The 19326-nt window shown below is 75.0% G+C and carries 19 protein-coding genes; 6 read left to right on the top strand and 13 right to left on the bottom strand.

Translation table 11 applies throughout. The features are described from left to right. Positions 1–19: 19 nt before the first annotated feature. The 4 genes from ACI769_RS03485 (at position 20) to ACI769_RS03470 (ending at position 2806) form a co-directional block, all read left to right on the top strand. Positions 20–526: a sigma-70 family RNA polymerase sigma factor gene (locus ACI769_RS03485; protein WP_269467723.1), complete on the top strand. Its 507-nt coding sequence runs from the start codon at positions 20–22 to the stop codon at positions 524–526. Next, positions 523–1251, top strand: a complete 729-nt coding sequence (locus ACI769_RS03480; RefSeq protein WP_409141174.1) for an anti-sigma factor family protein — start codon at positions 523–525, stop codon at positions 1249–1251. Before ACI769_RS03485 ends, ACI769_RS03480 begins: the two co-directional genes overlap by 4 nt. Positions 1252–1425: 174 nt before the next feature. After that, on the top strand, positions 1426–2544 hold the full coding sequence (locus ACI769_RS03475; RefSeq protein ID WP_051028347.1) for a glycosyltransferase: 1119 nt from the start codon (positions 1426–1428) through the stop codon (positions 2542–2544). A gap of 91 nt (positions 2545–2635) precedes the next feature. After that, entirely contained in the window at positions 2636–2806 is a 171-nt protein-coding gene (locus tag ACI769_RS03470; protein WP_156186415.1) for a hypothetical protein, read from the top strand. Between the two features lie 2 nt (positions 2807–2808). On the opposite strand, the gene ACI769_RS03465 is transcribed toward ACI769_RS03470, so the two are convergent. The 7 genes from ACI769_RS03465 to ACI769_RS03435 all read right to left on the bottom strand — a co-directional run bounded on the left by ACI769_RS03465 (position 2809) and on the right by ACI769_RS03435 (position 10747). After that, positions 2809–3624, bottom strand: coding sequence for a MerR family transcriptional regulator (locus ACI769_RS03465; RefSeq protein WP_409141173.1), 816 nt, complete (start codon positions 3622–3624; stop codon positions 2809–2811). Between the two features lie 47 nt (positions 3625–3671). Then, positions 3672–5543 carry a sodium:proton antiporter gene (locus tag ACI769_RS03460; protein ID WP_085386863.1) on the bottom strand — a complete coding sequence of 624 codons (1872 nt, stop codon included), beginning with the start codon at positions 5541–5543 and terminating at the stop codon, positions 3672–3674. A gap of 57 nt (positions 5544–5600) precedes the next feature. Further along, a complete protein-coding gene (locus ACI769_RS03455) occupies positions 5601–6587 on the bottom strand; it encodes an IS481 family transposase (protein WP_409141172.1) in 987 nt (328 codons plus the stop codon). 123 nt (positions 6588–6710) lie between these two features. After that, positions 6711–7157, bottom strand: coding sequence for an ATP-binding protein (locus tag ACI769_RS03450; protein WP_409141171.1), 447 nt, complete (start codon positions 7155–7157; stop codon positions 6711–6713). 7 nt (positions 7158–7164) lie between these two features. Beyond that, complete coding sequence (locus tag ACI769_RS03445; protein ID WP_051028350.1) at positions 7165–7500, bottom strand: STAS domain-containing protein; 336 nt, start codon at positions 7498–7500, stop codon at positions 7165–7167. Further along, the gene (locus ACI769_RS03440) at positions 7497–9512 is read right to left on the bottom strand and encodes a glycosyltransferase family 2 protein (RefSeq protein WP_409141170.1); all 2016 of its coding nucleotides are present in this window, start codon (positions 9510–9512) and stop codon (positions 7497–7499) included. Before ACI769_RS03440 ends, ACI769_RS03445 begins: the two co-directional genes overlap by 4 nt. Next, the gene (locus ACI769_RS03435; protein WP_409141169.1) at positions 9509–10747 is read right to left on the bottom strand and encodes a PP2C family protein-serine/threonine phosphatase; all 1239 of its coding nucleotides are present in this window, start codon (positions 10745–10747) and stop codon (positions 9509–9511) included. The genes ACI769_RS03440 and ACI769_RS03435 overlap by 4 nt, the downstream gene beginning before the upstream one ends. 232 nt (positions 10748–10979) lie before the next feature. Here ACI769_RS03435 and ACI769_RS03430 point away from each other — a divergent pair, with 232 nt between their 5' ends. Together ACI769_RS03430 and ACI769_RS03425 are read left to right on the top strand one after the other, a co-directional pair. Next, the gene (locus ACI769_RS03430) at positions 10980–11495 is read left to right on the top strand and encodes a mycothiol transferase (protein WP_409141168.1); all 516 of its coding nucleotides are present in this window, start codon (positions 10980–10982) and stop codon (positions 11493–11495) included. A 68-nt stretch (positions 11496–11563) separates the two neighbouring features. Continuing rightward, on the top strand, positions 11564–12319 hold the full coding sequence (locus ACI769_RS03425; protein WP_409141167.1) for a class I SAM-dependent methyltransferase: 756 nt from the start codon (positions 11564–11566) through the stop codon (positions 12317–12319). A gap of 163 nt (positions 12320–12482) precedes the next feature. Here the strand turns inward: ACI769_RS03425 and ACI769_RS03420 are convergent, their stop codons facing one another. The 6 genes from ACI769_RS03420 to ACI769_RS03395 all read right to left on the bottom strand — a co-directional run bounded on the left by ACI769_RS03420 (position 12483) and on the right by ACI769_RS03395 (position 19325). Further along, on the bottom strand, positions 12483–13547 hold the full coding sequence (locus ACI769_RS03420) for a YhcG family protein (protein WP_409141166.1): 1065 nt from the start codon (positions 13545–13547) through the stop codon (positions 12483–12485). A 134-nt stretch (positions 13548–13681) separates the two neighbouring features. Beyond that, entirely contained in the window at positions 13682–14398 is a 717-nt protein-coding gene (locus ACI769_RS03415; RefSeq protein ID WP_076404010.1) for an N-acetylmannosamine-6-phosphate 2-epimerase, read from the bottom strand. Beyond that, positions 14395–15396, bottom strand: a complete 1002-nt coding sequence (locus tag ACI769_RS03410; protein ID WP_409141165.1) for an ROK family protein — start codon at positions 15394–15396, stop codon at positions 14395–14397. The genes ACI769_RS03415 and ACI769_RS03410 overlap by 4 nt, the downstream gene beginning before the upstream one ends. Beyond that, the gene (locus ACI769_RS03405; protein WP_114553156.1) at positions 15389–16312 is read right to left on the bottom strand and encodes a dihydrodipicolinate synthase family protein; all 924 of its coding nucleotides are present in this window, start codon (positions 16310–16312) and stop codon (positions 15389–15391) included. The genes ACI769_RS03410 and ACI769_RS03405 overlap by 8 nt, the downstream gene beginning before the upstream one ends. Positions 16313–16386: 74 nt before the next feature. Beyond that, positions 16387–17229, bottom strand: coding sequence for an ABC transporter ATP-binding protein (locus ACI769_RS03400; protein WP_409141164.1), 843 nt, complete (start codon positions 17227–17229; stop codon positions 16387–16389). After that, positions 17226–19325, bottom strand: a complete 2100-nt coding sequence (locus tag ACI769_RS03395) for an oligopeptide/dipeptide ABC transporter ATP-binding protein (protein ID WP_409141163.1) — start codon at positions 19323–19325, stop codon at positions 17226–17228. Before ACI769_RS03395 ends, ACI769_RS03400 begins: the two co-directional genes overlap by 4 nt. Position 19326: the final 1 nt, after the last annotated feature.

Raw genomic sequence — 19326 nt, 5'->3', positions numbered from 1 at the left:
CGACGGGGAGGTGCCGCGCGTGCGCGCCGACGCCGACGACCTGCTGCGGGCGGTCCACGCCGCGCACGGGCCGGCGCTGGAGCGCTACGTCGCGCGCCTCACCGACGACCCGGCGCAGGCGCAGGACGTGGTGCAGGAGACGTTGCTGCGCGCGTGGCGCCACCCGGAGGTGCTGGAGCGGCCGGAGGGTTCGGTGCGTGCGTGGCTCTTCACGGTGGCGCGCAACCTCGTCGTCGACGAGCTGCGCAGCGCGCACCACCGCCGCGAGCTCGCGAGCGCCGACGTGCCCGACCGCGGCGAGGCCGACGCGACCCAGGCCGTGCTCGACGCGTGGCTCGTCGCGGACGCGCTGGTCTCGCTCTCGCCCGAGCACCGGGCGGTCGTCGTCGACGCGTACTACCACGGGCGCTCCGTGGCCGAGATGGCGTCGGCGCACGGCGTCCCGCCCGGGACGGTGAAGTCCCGCATGCACTACGCGCTCCGCGCGCTGAGGCTCGCGCTGCAGGAGAAGGGAGTCTCGTCATGACCGCCACCCCGGACCCGTACCGCGAGTGGGACGCCGCCTACGTGCTGGGCGCGCTCAGCCCGCGCGACCGGCGCGCGTTCGAGCAGCACCTCGCGACGTGCGCGGCGTGCCGCGAGGCCGTCGCGGAGCTCGCGGGCATGCCGGGCATCCTCGGCATGCTCACGGCCGAGCACGCGGACGCGCTCGTCGACGACTCCCGCACCGCCGTCCCGGCCGAGGAGTCCGGCGGGGCGGGGGGCGCCGTCGTGCCGCTCGCGGTGGTAGCCGCGAGCGCCCGGCGGCGCCGCACCAGGCGGCGGTCGCTCCTGTCCGTGGCGGCGGTGGGCCTGGTCGTCGCGGGCGCCGCGGGCGGCGCGGCGGTGACGCGGTCGGACGACGTCCCGCCCCCCGCCACGACCGGTACGACCGGCACGACCCAGGTCGCGCTCGAGCCGGTCGGGGGTGCGGACGTGCGCGCCGAGCTCACGCTCACCCCGGCCTCGTGGGGCACGCGCCTCGACTGGTCGTGCTCGTACCCGGCCGGGGTCTGGGAGGACGGCGCGACGTACGAGCTCGTGCTCGTGGACGACGACGGCACGCGCTCGGTCGTGGCCACGTGGTCCTCGACGGAGGCGGGGAGCTCGTCGGGCCTGGGCGCGTCGTCGGCGGTGCCGGTGGACGGGATCGCGCGGCTCGAGCTCGGGGTCGTGGGGGTGGACGGCGCGCTCGCGGCCGCCGACGTCTGACCGCGTCCGCGCCGCGAGGGCGGCGCGAACCTCAGGAATTCCTCTGATTGAACTCTCAATCAGATTTCCGGAACGCTGAGCCAGACCTCGCCGACCGCTGCGCCACCCCCGGGGGAACGCTGAGGCGACCGCCCGAGGCTCCTTGTCGACAGCACTCGTCGACTGGAGCCTCCGGTGAACACCACTGCCCCGCACACCCCCCGCCACCGCGCCGAGGCGGCCGCCCGTCCCGCGGACGGGCCCGCCGTTCGCGTCGTCGTCGTCATCCCCGCCCACGACGAGGAGCAGGCGCTCCCCGCCACCGTCGCCTCGCTCGCGGCCCAGACGCGCCGCCCCGACCGGGTGCTCGTCGTCTCGGACAACAGCACGGACGCGACCGTCGCGGTCGCCCGCGCCGCCGGCGCGGACGTCATGGAGACCGTGGGCAACACGGCCCGCAAGGCGGGGGCGCTCAACCAGGCGATCGCGACCACGACGGAGGACGTCGTCATGGTCCTCGACGCGGACACGACGATCGCCCCCACGTTCGTCGAGGAAGGGCTCGCCGTCCTCGCCTCGGCGCCCGAGGTCGCCGCGGTCGGCGGCGTGTTCCGCGGTCGGCCGCCGCAGGGCTACCTGCAGCACTGCCAGGCCAACGAGTACACGCGCTACGGCGTGCAGGTGGACCTCACCGGCCGCACGGCCGTGCTCACCGGGACCGCCGCGCTCGTGCGCCGCACCGCGCTCCAGGAGGTGGCCGACGCCCGCGGCTCGGTCCTCCCCGGCGAGCGCGGCGACGTGTACGACCGGCACGCGATCACCGAGGACTCCGAGCTCACCCTCGCGCTGCGCACGCTCGGCCACGAGCTGCGCTCCCCCGTCACGATGAGCTGCACGACCGAGCTCATGCCGACGGCCGGCGACCTCCACCGGCAGCGCGTCCGCTGGTACAAGGGGATGCTCGACAACCTCGCCGAATACGGGCTCACGCGCACGACGTGGCGCTACGTCGGCCAGCAGGTGATGCTCGCCGTCGGCACGCTCATGATGGCGGCCTACCTGCTCCTCACGGTCGTCACCCTCGTGACGGGGACCTTCACGCTGTCCCCGCTGTGGGCGGCTGTCGGGCTCGTCTTCGTCGCGGAGCGCCTCGTCACCGTCTGGGGTGCCGGGCGGCGCGCACGGCTGCTGGCCGCGCTCGTGCTGCCGGAGCTCCTCTACGACCTCGCCCTGCAGCGCGCGTTCCTGCACGCCGCAGCGCTGTTCGTCACGCGGCGCCAGACGACGTGGAACCACGTCGCCGCCACCGCCTGACCCTCACCCCTCCCCTCGCCGGCCCGCCCCGTCGCGCACGCGACCGGGACGTCCTCGGCATGCCCTCACCCGTCCCGGAAGGACAGCAGCCATGTACAACTCGACCCTCGCCCAGACCGCCCCCGTCCTCGCCGTCACCGGCGTCGCGACCGCGTTCCACGTCGTCGCGGCCTGGACGCTCCTCGTCGCCGGCCTCGCGCTCGTCACGACGGCGCGCGTCCTGCGCCGTCGGGCCGCCGCCCGCCGCGCTGAGCAGGCCTGACCTCAGGGACCGGGGGCGGGCGCGACCGGCACGGCGACCTCCATCACCGGGCCGGGACCGCCTGCTTCCCAGGTCGGCAGGTAGACCTCCCGGTCGTCCCCCGCGGGCGCACCGCCCGCGAGCGCCCGCCCGGACGCCAGGTAGTCGTGCACGAGGACCAGACGTTCCTGGTCGCGGGCCTCCGCGGCCGTGAGCGCGACGTACGCCTCCTCGTGCGCGTCGTCCGTCGTGAGGGCGAAGCCCGACGGCGGCCGCACGGGCGCGGGGACGGGAACCCGGAGCGTGAGGCGGGCGGCGTACCCCTCGGTCGCGCGCTCGTGGAGCTCGACGTAGGGGTGGCCGGCGAGGGGCACGTCGGCGGCGCGCAGCACGGCGAAGACCGCTCCGGTCGCCTCGGGCAGCACGGACGGCAGCTCGGCGAGCGTCGCGCGGCGCTCCATCCCGAGCACGAGCCGCTCCGGCACGTGCCGTCGGTGCACCACGACGTCCAGCCGTGGCGCGCCGACGAGCGCGGACCGGACGTACTCCGCCGCCGTCAGCGACGCCGCGAGCGCCGAGCGGCGGTCGCTCCACACGGCGTCGAACGCGGGGACCGGGTCGGGGGCGGCGAGCACGTCGCCCACCTCGGCGAGCGACAGGCCGACGCCCCGCAGGAGCCGGACGAGGCGGGCGCGCTCCACCTGGCCGCCGTCGAGCAGCCGTGGGCCGTCCGCGGAGGTGCGGCGCGCGTCGAGGAGCCCGCGGTCGACGTACATCCGGACGGCCTTCTCGCTCAGGCCCGTCGCGCGCGCCACCTGACCCGTCGTGTACTCGTCCATGCCCGCGACGCTAGGGCCTTCCCCTGGGGCAGCCGCAAGGGGTCGGCTCAGTCGTCGTCGCCGGGCACGTAGGGTCCGCGGCGGAGCTCGAGGTCGATCTGCTCGGCGTCCAGCAGGTCGAGCGCGTGCCGCAGCGCCTGCGAGCTGTACGCGCCGGACGTGCGCGCGTCGAGCAGCGCGACGCGCTGCGCGGCGATCGCCCGGAGCCGCAGCTCCTTGTACTGCGCGAACAGGTCGGCCGACGTCGCGGCGTCGGTGTCGCGGTTCTCGAGCTCGCGCACGACGTCGCGGCGCACGCGGGCGACGACGGCGCCGTCGTAGGTGGTGCCGTCGGCGCGGCGGAGGTCGGGCGCGTCGATCACGGCCACGGCCGCGCCGTCGAGCTCGGCGCGCACGGCGCCGCGGTCCTCGTCGGCGCGCGTGGACCCGCCCGAGAGGCCGAGCCGGCGCACGACCCACGGGAGCGTGCCGCCCTGCACGACGAGCGTCCCGGCGGCGACCCCGAAGGCGACGAGCACGAGGAACGAGCGCTGCGGGGTGTCGAGCGGCAGGGTCTGCGCCGCGGCGAGCGTCACGACGCCGCGCATGCCCGCCCACACGAGGAGCGTGCCCTCGCGCCACCCGAGCCGCTCGGCCGTCAGGTAGTCGATGTCGGCGGCGCGACGACGCAGCGACGACCGCAGCCGGCCCACCCGCTCCGGGGGCGCCTTCGCGACCATCTCGGCGCCGCGACGCTCCGGCGTCCCGGGCGCCGGCTTGGCCGCGGCGGGCACGGTCGGCGCGACGGGCGTGCCGTCGGCCGCGAAGCGCGCGTCGAGCTTCTCCTGCATGCCCGCGATGACGCCGCGCATCGACTCCCCCCGCCGTGCGCGCCGCGCGAGGGACCGCAGGAGCGTCGCGACGTACGCGGAGCGCACGACGAGGATGACGACGGCCGCGAGCGCCGCTATGCCGACCGCGCGCCACAGGCTGCCGTGGGCCTCCTGCACGTCGGTGACCAGCGCGAACAGCTCGAGCCCCATGAGGAGGAAGACGGTGCCCTCGAGCAGCAGCTCGACGGTCCGCCAGTTCGACTCCTCGGCGAGCCGGTGCTGCGGCCGCAGGTACTTCGCGGCGCCGTTGCCGGTGACGAGGCCCGCGGTGACGACGGCGACGAGGCCCGACGCGCCGAGCTCCTCCGACGGCAGGTAGGCGAGGAACGGCACGACGAAGGACACGGCGGTGCTCAGCGCGGGGTTGGCGAGGCGGCGCCGGACGAACAGGCCGAGGAAGCCGACGAGGAACCCGACGAGCACGGCGACGACGACGGCGAACACGAAGTCGCCCGCGACCGACCACAGCGACACGCGGGTGGCGGACCCGCCGGTCGCGACGGCGATCCCGATGCCGGCGATGGCGGAGCGCAGGAGGACGAGGGCGGACGCGTCGTTGAGCAGGCTCTCGCCCTCGAGCAGCGTCACGACGCGGGGTGACGCGCCGAGCCGTTTGACGATGGACGTCGCGACGGCGTCGGTCGGGCTGACGATGGCGCCGAGCGCGAAGCCCGCCGCGAGCGGGATGCCGGGGATGAGCCACGTAAAGAGGTAGCCGAGGAGCGCGGTGCTGAGCAGGACGAGCACGACCGACAGACCGCTGATCGCGGTGAAGTCCCGCCGGAAGTCCATGGTGGGCAGGCCGACGGCCGCCGAGTAGAGCAGCGGTGGCAGGATCCCGGCGAGGATCCACTCGGGCTCGAACTCGATCTCGGGGACGGCGGGCACGAAGCTCACGACGACGCCGACCGCGACGAGCACGAGCGGCGCGGCCACGCCGGCCTTCGGGGCGAGCGCGTTGACCCCGACGATCGCGACGACCGCGAGCGTCCCGACGACGATGAGGGAGAGGATCTGCTCCTCGGTCAGGCTGAACGGGAACTCCATCTGCACCTCCGGCTACCGGCGCCGCGCCCGGGTCGGCGCGCGCGGGACGCCCCCACGCTAGCTGTACTGACCGGACAGGTTGGTCAAGCGCGTGATGGGTGGCTTGTTCCCGCAGGCGGTGTGGGGACGGTGGTGGTTGTACTCGTGGAGCCATGCTTGCAGGGCGCCTCGCCGTTCGTGTTCCGAGGTGTAGCAGCGGGCGTAGCCCCACCCATCGGCCATGGTGCGATGGAACCGCTCGATCTTGCCGTTGGTCTGCGGCCGGCGGGGCCGGGTGCGTGAGTGTGTGATCGCGAGCTCGAGGCAGGTGTCGCGCCACAGGTGGGAGATGTAGGGCGCGCCGTTGTCCGACAAGACCCGCTCGGTGGTGATGCCGCGGGCGGCGAACCACGCCGCTGCCCGGCGCAGGACGCCGGTCGCGGTGACGGCGGTCTCGTCGTCGTGGACTTCGGCGTAGGCCACCCGGGAGTGGTCGTCGATCACGGTGTGCACGAACGCGTGACCCATCTTCGGGTTGTGGTGCTTGTTCTTCGGCTTGTCGGGGGTGGCGGCCCGGTTGCGATCGCCCTGGGACCGGCCGACGAATCGCCACCCTCCTCCGTCGGGGATGTTGCCGAACTTCTTGACGTCCACGTGCAGCATCGCGCCGGGGTGGTCGTGTTCATAGCGGCGCACCGGCTCGCCCGTGGCCCGGTCCACGTAAGACAGGCGGTTGAGCCGGCAACGGACCAGGATCCGGTGCGCGGTCGAGGGCGCGACCCCGGCAAGGGCTGCCAGCTGGACCGGGCCCAGGCGCTTGCGCAGCCGCAGCGACACGATCCGCCGCGCCGTGGCCGGGCTGGTCTTGGCCGGCATCCGTCGCGGCCGACTGGAGCGGTCTGCCATCGGCTCACCGGCGGCATACCGGTCCGCCCACCGCTTGACCGTCGGCCACGAGCACTGGAATCGGGCCGCGACCTCCGCGATCGGGACCTTCTGATCGACAACGAGCCGGGCGACCGTGAGCCGAGCCCGTGGAGTCAGAGCAGCGTTAGCGTGGGACACGAGGGCCTCCTGTGAGCGAAGCGGATACCTAGGCAGTTCCACTCCACCGCGGGAGGCCCTCTCGCGCTACCAACTCAGATCAGCGCGTCACACTCCCTCGACCAACGTGCCCGGTCAGTACAGCTAGCCGCCGGGGCCGTCTCCGGCGGTGCGCACGCGGCGTTCGAGCCGCCACTCGTTGCCGGAGGTCCCCGCGACCCACCGGTGCTCGAGCCGGTCGACGCACGCCCGCGCGAGCGCGAGCCCGCGCCCGGACTCGGCCTCGGGGGGCGGCATCGTGCGGTCGAGGTCGACGTCGGCGGCGGGTGCGGTGTCGCGCAGCACGACGACGACGCGTCCCGCCCCGGCGTCGAGCTCCGCCCGGACCTCGACCGTCTCGGGTGCGGGCGAGTGCCGCACGATGTTCGCGGCGATCTCAGTCGTCGCGAGCTCGACGGCGAGCCGGTCGTCGGCGGGCACCCACGGCGCCTGCTCCCAGAGCGCGGCGAACGCGTCCGGGAGGGCGTCGAGCCACGGCGGGGACGCGGTCGCGCTCAGCACGACGAGCGGGGCGTCGTCCGGCGGGGTCACGCGGGGGTCACCCGTCGGCGAACGCGCTCGCCGCGTCGTCGTGCACGCGCAGCACGCGGTCGAGGTTGGTGAGCCGCAGAACCGTCGCCACGGAGGGCGCGGCGTTCGCGAGCCGCAGGTCTCCCCCGGCGGCGCGCGTCGTGCGCAGCCCGCCGACGAGGGCGCCGAGGCCGGAGGAGTCGACGAACTCGAGGCTCCCGAGGTCGACGACGAGCCGGGTCCGGCCCGCCTCGACGAGGTCGGTGACCGCGTCGCGCAGCTGGGGCGCCGTCGTGAGCGTGAGCCGCCCCCGCGGCACGATCACCGCCCCCGTCTCCTCGAGCGGTGTCACGTCGAGCTTCACTGGTCCTCCGTCCGTCGTCCGGTCATCGTCGTCTCCGGCACGGGCTCGCGCGGCGGGCGCGGGCCGGAGTACCGCGCGGCGGGGACGAGCACCCCGAGCACCGCGAGGTCGTACGCCACCCAGGCGAGGGTGACGAGGGTCGCGCCGAGGTCGGCGTCGAACGCGACGAGGCGCACCGTGCCGACGACGGCCGAGACCACGAGCAGCACCATGGCCGTGAGCTGGGGCCAGATCGTGCGCCAGGCCGGCCGGTGCTCCCCGGTCCGCGTCTTGGGCGTCACGACGAACCCGAGCGGGCGGCCGAGGACGACGTTCGCGAACGCCGTCCAGCAGGCCCGGATCCACACCGGGAAGAGCGCGAGCGAGTACTGCTGCCCCCGCCACGTCCGCACCCCGCGCGCCACGACGAGGAACAAGAGCTGGTTGAGCACGAAGTACGGCACGAAGCGCACGAAGAAGTCCGTCCCGAACGCCTGGACCGGGAGGATGCCGAAGCACAGGTACACCATGGGCGCCGCGAGGTACGCGAGGGCGGCGAAGCCCGCGAGGTAGCTCCACATCGTCGCGAAGTACATGAGCCGCTGCCCCACGCGCAGCCCGCGCAGCGTGAGGGGGTTCTCCCGGAGCATCACCTGCACCGTGCCCTGCGCCCAGCGCAGGCGCTGCTGGAGCATCGTCGGCATGTCCTCGGGCGCCAGGCCGTGGGCGAGGACCTCGTGGTGGTAGACCGACCGCCACCCGAGCGCGTGCAGCCGCATCGCGGTGGCCATGTCCTCCGTGACGGAGATCGTCGCCATCGGCATGACGGCCTGCGCCTCGTCGCTGCGGCCGACGTCGACCGCGTCCGCGAGGCGGCGCACCGCCTCGACCGCGACGAGGGGCGAGAGGTCGCGCCGCGCGAGCCGGTCGAGCGCCTCCTCGTCGACGACGAGCTGGCCGATCTCCTCGTCGACCTGGAGCGGGCCGCCGGACACGAGCTCGGGCTCCACCGTCGCCAGCTCCGCCCGCAGCGCCTCCACCTGGCCGGCGACGACGCTGCGCGACGCCTCGTCGACGCGGCGCTGGAACCGGTAGGTGACGTCGGCGGCGGGCTCCCCCGCCGCGAGGGCGCGGCGGGCCTCGTCGGCCTCCGCGCGGAGCCGCTCGACGGCGGTCCGCACCGCCGGGTCGGCCGCCTCCGGCGAGCGCGCCGCCCGGGCCAGCACCGAGCCCGCGGTGCGCAGCGCGCGCCGCACGCCGACCGTCACGCCCCGCACGTACCCGACGACGCCGAGCTGCATGAGGGCCTCGCGCCGCAGCACGGCGTTGGAGCCGCAGAAGAACGCGGCGTTCCACCCGTCCTTCCCCTGCTGGATCGGCCCGTAGAAGAGGGGCGCCTGGCTCCCGAGGGGGTCGGCGTCGTCGACGTTGACGAACCACTGCGGGGTCTGCACGATCGCGACGCGCTCGTCCGCGGTGAAGTACCCGACCGTGCGGTCGAGGATCGCCGGGTCGGGCACCTGGTCGGCGTCGAGCACGAGCAGCAGCTCGCCGTCCGTCTGGAACAGCGCGTTGTTGAGGTTGCCCGCCTTCGCGTGCCGCGGCTTGCCCGCCCAGCTCGCGCTGCGCGTGAGGTACCCGACGCCCGCCTCCGCGGCGGCGGCCCGCATGCTCTCGCGGGCGCCGTCGTCGAGGATCCACGTGCGGTGCGGGTACCGGACGGCCCGGGCCGCGCGGGCGGTCGCGAGGACGAGCTCCTCGGGCTCGTCGTACGTCGTGACGAATACGTCGACCGTGACGCCCTCCGGCGCGGGCGGCGGCTCGCCCCGCTCGCGCACGCGCCACATCGTCACGCCGAAGAGGGCGGTGTCCACGAGGCTGTACGTCTCGGCCAGCACGAGCGGGACGGCGATCCACCAGTGCGACCACGCCACGGAGTCGAGCCACCGCCACGCGACGTAGTTGACGCCCGTGAGCAGCGCCAGCACGACGAGCACGCGGATCAGCACGAGCCGCCGCGCGGAGCCCCTCATGCCGCGACCCGCTCGACCACGAGGACCGTGAGGTCGTCCCCGACGTACCGCCCCTCGGCGAGCCCGACCAGCACGTCGAGCGTCGCCGCGGCGTCCCCGGCCTGGCGGACGTCGCGCGCGGCCCGCGCGAGAGCGGGACCCTCCGGGACGGGCAGCGGGACGTCCGGGTCGAGGAGCCGCGGGTCCCCGCCCGGGACCCCGAGGTCGGCGAGCAGGTCGACGAGCCCGTCGCTCACGACGACGAGCCGGTCGCCCGGTTCGAGGGTCACGTGGTGGACGGTGCGCGCGGTGCCCGGCGCGACGCCGAGCGGCAGGCCGTCCGCCTCCAGGCGGTGGATGCCGCCGTCGGGCCGCAGCACGCTCGCCAGGCCGTGGCCCGCGTCGACGTACGCCAGCCGGCCGCTGTCCCGCTCGACCGTGGCGCACCAGGCGGTGACGAACGACCCGACCTCCTCCAGGTCCGGGGCGAGCAGGTCGTCGGCCGTCTCGACGCCCGCCGCGAGCGACGGCGACCGGAGCGCGGGCCGCAGCGCGGCGCGCGCCGACGCCGCCACGATCGCGGCAGGCATGCCCTTGCCCATGACGTCCGCGACGACGAACCCGGCGCCGTCGGCCGTCGTCGTCCAGTCGTAGAAGTCGCCCCCGACGCCGCGGGCCGGCAGGCAGCGCGCGGCCACCCGGTAGCCCTCGAGCTCCGGGGCGCGGCGCGGGAGGAGCCCGCGCTGCACCGCGCCCGCCCGGTCGAGCTCGACGTCGTGCTGGAGCTCCCCCTGGACCCACAGCGCGAGGTCGCGCAGCAGGGAGCGGTCGGCGTCGTCGAACCGGCGCGGCCGGGTGTCGATGACGCACAGCGTGCCGACCAGCTCGCCGCCCGGCGCCGCGATGGGGTGCCCGGCGTAGAACCGCAGGTGCGGGTCGCCGACCACGAAGGGGTTGTCGGCGAACGTGGCGTCCTGCGCCGCGTCCTCGACGACGAGCGTGCGGTCCGCACGGATCGTCACGTCGCAGAACGCGCCCTCGCGCTGCGCGACCGGGCCGTCGAGGCCGACGAACGCCTTGCGCCACTGCCGGTCCGCGTCCACGAGCGTGATGCTCACCGTCGGGACGCCGAACAGGCGCTGCGCGAGCCGCGTCACGCGGTCGAACCGTTCCTCGGGCGAGCTGTCGAGCACGCCGAGCCGCTGGAGCGCCAGGACCCGCGTGCGTTCGTCCTGGAGCGCGTCGGTCGTCGTCAAAGTCTCTTCCCCCTGCTCGTGCCTCTCCGTCGTGACGCGACCTCCCGACATCTATCACGGAGTGCTGCGCGTCGCAGGGGCAGGAGACGGTCCGCACGTCCCGGACCTGGACCTTCGCCCGTGCCTGCCGCGGTGCGTCTCGGGGTGGGGCCGCTCCGGTCGCGAGCGGCCCGCGGTCCGGAGACGCTGCCAGAGGCGACGAACCGCCGGGCACCCGAGGAGAGGGAGGACCGTGGACGCGATCACCGTGCTGGAGGACCTGTTCGGGAGGATCGGGCCGACCGCGACGCGCGCGGTCGACGGCCTCGGCGAGGACGCGCTCACCGCGCGCGTCGACCCGGGCGCCAACACGATCGCGTGGCTCGCGTGGCACCTCGCGCGCGGGCAGGACGCCCAGGTCGCGGGCGCCGTCGGGCGGGACCAGGTGTGGACGCGCGACGGGTGGGCCCGCCGGTTCGACCTGCCGTTCGGCGACGGCGCGACCGGCTACGGGCAGTCGGCCGACGACGTCGGGCGCGTCCGCGCGCGCGACGACCTGCTGCTCGGCTACGTCCACGCGGTCCAGGTCGAGTCCCGCGACGTGCTCGCGTCCCTCACCGCCGACGACCTCGACCGGGTCGTCGACGACGCGTGGGACCCGCCCGTGACGCTGGGCGTCCGGCTCGTGAGCGTCGCGGTGGACGCCCTCGAGCACGCGGGCCAGGCCGCCTACCTCCGAGGGGTGCTCGAGCGCACCGGGCGCGCCTGACGCAGCGCCGGATCGCCGAGCGAGACGCGACCACCGAGCGCCAGGATCTGCGGTCGTAGGGTCGGACGATGGGGAATCCGATCCACTTCGACGCGCTCGCGGACTCCTACGGGTCCGCTCGTCCGCCATACCCGGCCGAGCTGTGGGAGCGGGTGCGTCGGACGGGCCTGGTCGCACCGGGCCAGCGAGCGGTCGACCTCGGCGCGGGCACCGGTGAGGCGACCGGGCCGCTGCTCGCAGCGGGGGTCGACGTGGTCGCCGTCGAACCGGGCACGCAGCTCGCCGCCGTGCTCGCGGCTCGTCACCCGACGGCGGAGGTGGTCGTCGCACGGGCCGAGGACGCCGAGCTCGGCCGAGCCGCGATCGACCTGGCGGTCGCCGCGACCTCGATCCACTGGATGGACCTCGATGCGCTCCTGCCCCGGCTCCATCGCGCCCTGGTGCCAGCCGGGCGGTTCCTCGTCTGGCGGCACGTCTTCGGCGACCCGGCGGCGGAGCCGACCGCGTTCCGTGACCGGGTCGCGCGGATCGTCGCGCGGCGGAGCAGGCCGCCGCGCGCCGGGAACCCCGAGGACGTCAGGGCGACCGCGGCACGGCTGACTGCCTCCGGGCTGTTCGCCGTCGAGGACATCGGTGAGTACCGCTGGAGCATCGAGCTCGACCCCGAGCAGGTTCACGGGCTCTTCAGCACGTTCAGCGACTGGAGCCGGGACGAGGTCGACGAGGTCGCAGCGGCCGTCGCGGACCTCGGAGGGCGCGTCGTCGAGCACTACACGTCCTGGTTGATCGTCTGTGCACCGGTCCCCGGAGCCAGTCCCCAGTAGCTCGGCATGCCGTCGAGAGCCTGGCCCGACCCGCCGTGGTGATCGAGAGCTGCTACGGCTGGTCGGGTGAGAGGAGCGAGGAGAGTCTCTGCGGCGGTCGGACGGGGGGTGTGACGTACGGCTAGTGAACGGCGCTGCGTTCTTGCTGGCCAGAGAGGGTTTCTCATTCCGCGGCCCGGTGGTCGAGCTCGTCCTCGATCACGGCCTCGAGCTCGGCGGCGGACGGCAGCACACCGCGGGCTTCCTCGGGCAAGCCCTGGTAGTCCGCGACGGCGATCGGCACCCGGGTGCCGGCCAGCGCGTACCGCACCGTCGGGCCGGTCTTGCCCGTGCACAGCAAGATCCCGATCGTCGGGGCGTGGATCTCGGGCCGACGGAACTGATCGTCGACGATCGCGACGTACGTACCGAGCTGGCCGACGTGGGCCGGCTCGAACGGCCCGATCTTGAGCTCGACCACCACGTAGCGCAGCTGCTCGACGTGGAAGAACAGCAGGTCGACGTAGAACTCGTCCACCCGGTCGCTCGCGTCGTCCGGCACGGTCAGACGCACCTGGCGCCCGACGAACGCCATGCCGCGACCAAGCTCGAGCATCGTGTCCTGCAGCCGGTCCATCAGCGCCTGCTCGACGTCCCGCTCTGCCACCCGTTCGACCATCGCCAGGTGCTCGAACACGTACGGATCCTTGACCAGCTGCTGCGCCAGCTCAGAGTCCGGCGCCTCGAGCGCCTCGGTGAAGTTCGTCGGCGCCGCCCCGACGGCGCGGCGCAGGTCGGCCTTGATCTGATGCTCGAGCACCGCGCGCGACCAGCCGTACTCGGCCGCACTCGCGGCGTACCAGTCCCGCTCCTCCCGCGTTTCGAGCCGGTCGAGCAGGACCGTCACATGACGCCACGGCAATCGTCCACCAACGTGGTGGACGAACTCCTCCTCCGTCGGCCACGCCTCCGCCGCCCGGCGCATGTAGAGCAGGTTCGAGCGTGACCAGCCGCGCTGGTCCGGAAACTCGCGCTGCAGGTCCGCGGCCAGCGACGTGACGACCTTGCTGCCCCAGCCCGCCTGGCGCTGCCGGTCGAGGATGTCGCGCCCGACCGACCAGTACAGACGCAGCACCTCGGTGTTCGCCGCACGCGCCGCGCGGAACTGCGTCGCGCGGACTCGCGCCTTCAGATCGGCCAGGAGCTCGGCGTATCCGACTGGTTCCAACTCGCTCCCCGAGGACGTCACGCGCGACATCCTGCCGCATCGCTCGGGACAGCAGCACACACAGGCTTGGCCTGGCCTTCACACCGGCCGTGGGGTCGAGCGCCTCGACAGAGATCATGCCCGGCCACCTCGAGGTGACCCGTTGCCGCACCGCGTCAGGCAGACGGCGCCACCGCGTCGACGAACCAGGACGTGAGGGTCGTGGGGTGGGTGATCGCGGTGCCCACGCACACGGCGAACGCGCCGCGCGCCATCGCCTCGGCGGCCTGGGCGGGGGTGTGCACGCGACCCTCGACCACGACCGGGAGGGTGCAGGCGGCGACCATCTCGTCGACGAGCGCGAGGTCGGGGCCGTCGGTCCGGGGCCGCTCGCCGGTGTACCCGGAGAGGGTCGTGCCGAGCAGGTCGACGCCCGCGTCCTGGGCGGCGAGCGCGTCGTCGAGCGACCCGCAGTCCGCCATGACGAGCGCGTCGGTCGTCTCGCGCAGGCGCGCGACGGTCTCGGCGAGCGTGAGCCCGTCGGGGCGGGGCCGGCGCGTGCCGTCGAGCGCGACGACGTGCGCGCCCGCGTCCGCGACCGCGACGGCGTGCCGCAGGGTCGGGGTGATGAAGACCCCGCCGTCGCCGTCCTTCCACAGCCCGACGACGGGCACGTCGACCGCCGCGACGACGGCCGCGACGTCGTCCAGGCCCTGCACGCGGACGGCGGCCGCTCCCCCGGCGACGACGGCGCGCGCCATCTGCGCCGTGGTGCGCGGGTCGCGCAGGGGCTCGCCGGGGTAGGCCTGGCAGGACACCGTGAGGCGTCCGCGCATCGCGTCGAGGACGCGCTCGCGCGTCCAGGGGGTCCGGTCGTGCTGCTCCGCGCTCATCGCGCCCCTCCGTCGGTCGTGCGGTCGTCCAGCAGGTTCCACGCGCCGCGCGCCGCGCCGACGACCGCCGCGACGTTCCCGAGCGCGGCGGGCCGCAGCGGCAGGTCGGCGAGCACGTCGACGACCTCCGCGCGCAGCGCGTCCTCGAGCGCGGACCACCACAGGTCGCCCGCGCCGGCCATGCCGCCGCCGACGACGACCACCTCCGGGTCGAGCACGGTGACGACCCCGGCGACGGCGCGGCCCACGGCGCGGGCGGCGTCGCGCACGACCGAGGCCGCGAGCTCGTCGCCCGCGTCGGCCCGGGCGACGACGTCGCGCGTGTCGGGGCTGGTCGCGTCCCCGCCGAGCGCGAGGTAGCGGCGGTGGACGGCCGGGCCCGCCCCGATCGCCTCCAGGTGGCCGGTGCGTCCGCACGGGCAGCGCAGGAGCTCGGCGCCGGGGACGGGCACGTGCCCCAGCTCGCCCGCGACGTGGTGGGCGCCGCGCAGGGGACGCCCGTCGAGCACGACGGCGCCCCCCACCCCGGTCCCGACGGCGACGAGCAGCGCGCTGCGCGCGCCCGCGGCGGCGCCGCGCCACACCTCGCCGGCGGCGTGCGCGTCGACGTCGTTCTCGACGAACACGGGCAGGTCGGAAACCGCCGCGAGGTCGGCGAGCCGGCGGCGCAGGCCGCCCGCGACGTCGGTCCCGGGCCAGCCGGGCAGCGTGTCGGTCGCGGAGACGATCACGCCGCGACCGACGTCGACCACCCCGGCCGTGCCGACCCCGAGCGCGCGCAGGCGCGCCGCGCCCGGCAGCGCGGCGACGACCTCGCGCACGACCCCGGCGACGGCGTCGAGCACCGCGTCGGGGCCGCCGGCGGCCGGGGTCGGCACGGCGAGCACGGGACCGAGGGTCCCGTCGGCCGCGACGGTCGCCGCGGCCGTCTTGGTGCCGCCGAGATCGACGCCGACGACGACCGTCGGCGCGGCGGCGTGCGGGGAGGCGTCAGCCACGCAGGAGCCCCGCGGCGCGCGTGATCTCCTCGACGCGCGCGGCGACGTCGTCCGCGAGCGGCTCGACGGGGAACGCGAGGGTCTCGGTCGCGATGAGCCCCTGGCGCTGCGCGGCCACCTTGAACGCCCCGACGCCCGCGGCGTCGCCCGAGCGGCCGCGTGCCTGGAACACGATCTCGAACAGCGCGGCGATACGGTCCTGCTCCACCCGGGCATCGTCCCACTTCCCGGCCTGGGCGAGGTCCCACAGGCGCACGTAGCCGCCCGCGTCGACGTTCGCGAGGCCCGGCACGACGCCGTCGGCGCCGAGCAGCAGCATCCCGTCGACCACGACCTCGTGCCCCGTGAAGAGCACGAGGGGCGAGCCGGCCGCCGCGTTGGCGGCGACGAGGCGGCGGAACCCGACGTCGTCGCCCGACGAGTCCTTGACGCCCGCGAGGACGCCCTCGGTGCCGAGCCGGACGAGGAGGTCCGCGGGCAGCTTCGTCCGCACGCGCACCGGGATGTCGTACGCGAAGAGCGGCACGTCGACGGCGGCCGCGACCGCGCGCAGGTGGCGCTCGATCTCGTCGAGGTCGTTGAGCGCGTAGACGGGGGCTGTGGCGACGACCGCGTCCACCCCGCCCGCCACGAGCGCCTTCGCCTGCTCGACGACGCGCGCCGTCGTCAGGTCGATGGCGCCGCCCATGACGGGCACGCGGCCCGCGGCCGTGCGCACGACGGTCCGCACGACGACGTCGCGCTGCGCGTCGGTGAGGTAGGCGACCTCGCCGGTCGACCCGAGCACGAACAGGCCGTGCACGCCCTCGGTGACGAGGTGGTCCACGAGACGCTCGAGGGACGCGACGTCGACCTCGCCCTCGGTCGTGAGCGGGGTGAGGACGGGCGGGACGATCCCGCGGAAGGGGGTGGTCACGAGGAGCTCCGGTTCTGGGTTCAGCGGTGTGGTGGTCGGGGTGGTGCCCGGCGTCGGGCGGGGCGCGGCGGCGCTCACAGGAGCGCGGGCGCCGCGCCGAGCAGGGTGCGGGTGTAGTCGTCCTGCGGGTCGTCGAGCACGCGCGCGGCCGGGCCGGACTCGACGATGCGGCCGCCCTGCATGACGACGATCTCGTCGGAGACGTGGCGCACCGTCTGGATGTCGTGCGAGATGAAGACCATCCCCAGGTCGAGCTCCGCCTTGAGGTCGGCGAGCAGGTTGAGGATCTGGGCCCGCACGGACACGTCGAGCGCGGACGTGGGCTCGTCGGCGACGATCACGTCCGGCGCGAGCGCGAGGGCGCGCGCGATGGCGACGCGCTGGCGCTGCCCGCCGGAGAGCTGGCCGGGCAGCGCGTCGAGCGCCGACTCGGGCAGCCCGACGAGGTGCACGAGCTCGCGCACGCGCGCCTCGCGCGACGCGGCGTCGCCGACGCGGTGCACGTCGAGCGGGTCCCGCAGGGCGTCCCGCACGCGCATGCGGGCGTTGAGCGCGGTGGCCGGGTCCTGGAAGACGACGGACACGACCCGCCCGACGTCGCGCCGCACGCGCGTCGTGTACTTGTCGACCGGCTGCCCGCGGAAGCGGATCTCGCCGGACGTCGGCGCCTGGAGCCCGACGAGCACCTTCGCCATGGTCGACTTGCCCGAGCCGGACTCGCCGACGATCCCGAGCGTGCTGCCGCGGCGGACCGCGACGCTGACGTCGTTCACCGCGTGCACCCGGTTGGCCTTGAAGAGCGTGCCCGTGCGGGCCTTGAAGACGACGTGCACGCCGCGCAGCTCGACGACGGGGGTGTCGCGGTCGGTCGCGGGCCCCCGCTCCGCGGCGGTCGGGGTCTGGTCGGTGGCGCTCATCGCGTCCCTCCGGTGGTGATCGGGGCGGGGCCACCGCCCGCGACGGCGCCGACCGGCTCGTCCGGCGGCATCGCGACGAGGTGCTGCCCGTCCGCGTCCACGGCGCGCAGCACGGGCCGCACGTCGAGGCCACGGTCGGGGCGCGACGAGCGCGGCGCGAACCGGTCGCCCGTCGGGAAGTCGCGCGGCGACGGGACGGTGCCGGGGATCTGGTGCAGGCGCGTGGAGCGCTGCTCGATCGAGAGCACCGCGCCGAGCAGGCCCTGCGTGTACTCGTGGCGGGGGTCGGTGAGCAGCTCGCTCGTCGGCGCCTGCTCGACGACCTGGCCCGCGTACATGACCGTGATGCGGTGCGCGATCTGCGCGACGAGCGCGAGGTCGTGGCTGACGAACACCATCGCGAAGCCGAGCTTGACGCGCAGCTCGTCGAGCAGCGCGACCACCTGGGCCTGGACGGTGACGTCGAGCGCCGTCGTCGGCTCGTCCGCGATGACCAGCTTCGGGTCGCGCGTGAGGGCCATGGCGATGAGCACGCGCTGGCGCTGCCCGCCGGAGAGCTCGTGCGGGTAGCTCTTGAGCGTGCGCTCCGGGTCGAGGCCCACGAGCTCGAGGAGCTCCTCGGCCGTGCGGGTCCCGCCGCGGCGCGTGAGCTGCTTCATCTGCGCACGGACGAGCATCGACGGGTTGAGCGAGCTCAGCGCGTCCTGGTAGATCATCGCGATCTCGGTGCCGCGCAGCGCCGCGCGCTCGCGGTTGCCCATCGCGAGCAGGTCCTTGCCGCCGTAGCGGATCTCGCCGCTGATCTGCGCGGAGGGGTCCAGCAGGCCCATCACGGCGAGCGACGTAATCGACTTGCCGCAGCCGGACTCGCCGACCAGCGCCATGGTCTCGCCGGGCCGCACGGAGAACGAGACGTCGTCGACGACCGCGACGTCCCCGTGGCGCGGGAAGCGGATGGACAGGTTGCGCACCTCGAGCAGGGGCTCGGCGTCGCCGTCGTACACCGGCCGGTCGGTGCGGGCCGACTCGGCCGCGCGCAGCGTGGCGAGGCGCGAGGCGAGGGGCACGGCCCGCCCGACGTGCGCGACCTGCGGCTCGACGTCGGGCACGACCGGCTCGGACTCGGCGAGGCGTGCCTCGTCCGCCGTCTCGACCGGCTCGTCGGCGTCCATCGCGGTGAGCTCCGCGGCGACGGCCGCGTCGTCGGAGTCGGTCGCGACGGCCTTCGCCGGGGTGGCGCGCGTCGCCCGCGGGGCGGCGACCATGGCGTCCGTCATGCCCTCGGAGAGGATGTTGAGGCACAGGACGGTGAGCATGATGGCCAGGCCGGGGAAGAACGTCGCCCACCAGTAGCCGCCCATGACGAGGTCGCGGCCGGCGGCGATGATGTTGCCCCACGAGGGCTCCGGGTCGGGGACGCCGGCCTGGATGAAGGACAGCGACGCCTCGAAGACGATCGCGTCGGCCACGAGCACGGTGGTGAACACGAGCACGGGCGCCGCGCAGTTGCGGGCGACGTGCTTGGCGAGGATCCAGGCCGTGCGCGCGCCCATGACGCGGGTCGCGGCCACGTAGTCCTCGCCGTACTGGTCGAGGATGTTGGCCCGCACGACGCGCGTGAGCTGCGGCGTGTAGAGGAACGCGATCGTCAGCACGAGCACGGGCAGCGAGCGGCCGAAGACCGAGACGAACACGGCGGCCAGCGCGATGCCGGGGAACGACATGATGATGTCGAGCACGCGCATGAGGGTCTCGGAGACGCTCTTGCGGGCCGTCGCGGCGACGGCGCCGAGCACGGCGGCCGCGGCGAGCGCGATGGCGGTGGCCCCGAGGCCGATGACGAGCGAGTACCGCGCGCCGTAGACGACGCGGGAGAAGATGTCGCGCCCCTGGCGGTCGGTGCCGAACCAGCTCTCCGCGCTCGGGGGCTGGACGGGCGTGCCGGTGGCGAGCGGGTCGTGGCTCGCGACGAGCGGCGCGAAGACGGCCGCGAGCGCCACGAGGAGCACGAACGCGAGGGAGATCTTGGACCCGAGGGGCAGCGCGCGCAGGCGCAGCCCGGGGGTCGAGAGTCGTTCGGTGAGCTGTCGGCGCACG

This window comes from Cellulosimicrobium sp. RS (assembly GCF_046159675.1).
Lineage (GTDB): Bacteria > Actinomycetota > Actinomycetes > Actinomycetales > Cellulomonadaceae > Cellulosimicrobium > Cellulosimicrobium funkei.
The sequence above is the reverse complement of the archived record's forward strand: the minus strand, read 5'-3'. Positions and strand labels throughout refer to the sequence as shown.